Here is a 2,279-nt window from a genome sequence, read left to right as displayed (position 1 = left end):
CCAGTGCTGCGATGGTCAGCGCTACGTTCCGAGGGCGCCAGGACTCCCGCGACCACCAGCATGCCGGGGAGCCAGTCCGGGAGCTCGAGCGGCGAGGTCCACGGGTCGACATGGGGCGCCGCCCAGGTCTGGTGGGTCGCCCACTGCGCGAGTGCGAGGGCGAGGAGGGCGAGGTTCACCGCGAGCACGAGCACCGCCAGTACCCCCACGGCCCGGCTCGCGCGGGGAAATCGCTCCCCCATGCGGGCACGCCAGGCCTCGGAGGTTCCCGGAAGGGGCTCCAGCGTTTCCTCGCGCCCGTCCTCGTGGACGATGTGGGCCCGCGTGAGGCCCCACGTCCCGGAGGAGACCTCGATGTGGGCGCCGGGCACGGGGAACGCTGCGGGCATGACGGACACCGCCGCGCACCTCCCGTCCCGGTGGAGGAGGGCCCGTCCCTCCCAGTCGAAGTGGTCGACGTCCACCGTCCAGCGGTGGCCGGCGTGCGAGGTGGCGAGGGCAGACCTCCACAGGGCGTGCCAGGGGTGCCACGCCCGCATGGGACTGCCGTCGCCCGCCTCGGCGCGCTGCCGGCGCCACCTGCGTGTCCACCGCCCCATGTCCCTGCCGCCCCCTCCCGGCCATGCTATCGGCGGCCATGGCCACCGGCGCGTCGGGCCGCACGCGGCCCCGTGCGACGTCGGCGCGGCCGGGCGGAGGTCCTCACCACCGCGTGACGCCACCACGCATCCGGTGCGCCGACGGGAGAGCTCCGTGCACCGCCGCTAGAGTTCCAAGCAGCAACGGTGCGCGGGGCGCACCCTGAGGAGAGGACGAACCCATCTTGAGGAAGAACCGTGACGGGTCCTTCACGGAGAAGGCGAAGTTCACCATCGACCCCTCGGACACGGTCCAGGGGATGTTGCGGGCGCGCGCACAGGCACGCCCCGACGAGGTCGCCGTCGAGGAGCGCACGGAGGTCGGCGCGTGGCGCCGGGTCACCGCCGCGGAGCTCGCCGCCCGTGTGGAGGACGTCGCGCGCGGCCTGATCGGTCTGGGCATCGGCCCCGGGGAGTCGGTGGCCGTCCTGTCGGCGACGAGCTTCGAGTGGATGCTCCTCGACCTGGGGATCCTCAGCGTCGGTGCGGTGACCGTCCCCGTCTACGAGTCCGACTCCGCGGCCCAGATCGGCCACATCCTGGCCGACGCCCAGGTCGTCCACGTCTTCACCGCGACCTCCCAGCAGGCGGAGCTCGTGGAGTCGGTCCGCACCCCCACCGTCCGCTCGATCGACTCCCTCGACCGCGGGGCGCTGCGCATCATCAGCTCGGCGGCGCGCTCGGTCGCCCCTGCCGAGGTCGATGCGCGGTCCCTTGCGGTGCGGGCGCAGGACGTGGCCACGGTGATCTACACCTCCGGCACGACGGGGGTCCCCAAGGGCGTCGTCCTCACCCACTCCAACTTCGTGGGCACGACGAGGGCGGTCTACCAGGTCCTGCCGGAGGTCATCGACTCACCCGACACCCGTCTCCTGCTCTTCTTCCCCCTGGCCCACGTGCTGGCCCGCTTCGTCATGCACGCGGTGCTGGGGGGCCACGGCACCATCGCCTTCTCCCCCGACGTGAAGCGCCTCCTCCCCGACATCCAGGCCTTCCGGCCCTCCGCGCTCCTGGCGGTGCCGCGCGTCCTGGAGAAGGTCTACAACGCCGCCGCCTCCAAGGCCGGCCACGGTGCCCGCAGGCGTGTGTTCGCCTGGTCCGCGAAGCAGGCGCGCGCCCACTCTGCGGCCCTCGCCACGACGCTCGGTCCCTCCCCCGCCCTGCGGGTGCGTCACCGCCTCGCCGAGGTGCTGGTGCTGGGCAAGGTCCGCGCCGCCCTCGGGCCGAACATCGCCTACGTGGTCTCCGGCGGCGCCCCCCTGGCCACCGACCTCGCGGAGTTCTTCGCCGGGACCGGCATCACCCTGCTCCAGGGGTACGGCCTGTCCGAGACCACCGGGCCCGTCACCGTCCAACGCCCCGGTGCGAACCCCACCGGAGGCGTGGGCCAGGTGCTGCCCGGGGACTCCGTGCGCATCGCGGAGGACGGGGAGGTCCTCGTCCGGGGGATCTCCGTCATGAGCGGCTACCACAACCTCCCCGAGGAGACGGCAAAGGCCCTGAGCGGGGGATGGTTCCACACGGGCGACCTGGGTTCCCTCGACCGCAGGGGCCAGCTGCGGATCACGGGCCGCAAGAAGGAGCTCATCGTGACCGCCGGTGGGAAGAACGTGTCCCCGGAGGTCCTCGAGGACGCCCTGC

General features: G+C 73.1%; 2 protein-coding genes. One reads left to right on the top strand and one right to left on the bottom strand.

The annotated features are described in order from the left end of the window. Positions 1 to 539: hypothetical protein (locus tag TA90_RS05825; protein WP_147513399.1), on the bottom strand; the 539-nt coding region annotated here is incomplete at its 3' end. Between the two features lie 284 nt (positions 540 to 823). Between TA90_RS05825 and TA90_RS05820 the strand changes: the two genes are divergently transcribed. Beyond that, a partial coding sequence (locus TA90_RS05820; protein WP_043535072.1) for an AMP-dependent synthetase/ligase occupies positions 824 to 2,279 on the top strand: 1,456 nt, incomplete at its 3' end.

The sequence above is a fragment of the Actinomyces polynesiensis genome (assembly GCF_000820725.1).
Taxonomy (GTDB): Bacteria; Actinomycetota; Actinomycetes; order Actinomycetales; family Actinomycetaceae; genus Pauljensenia; species Pauljensenia polynesiensis.
Note: the sequence above shows the minus strand (reverse complement) of the source record. Positions and strands in the feature narration are given on the sequence as shown.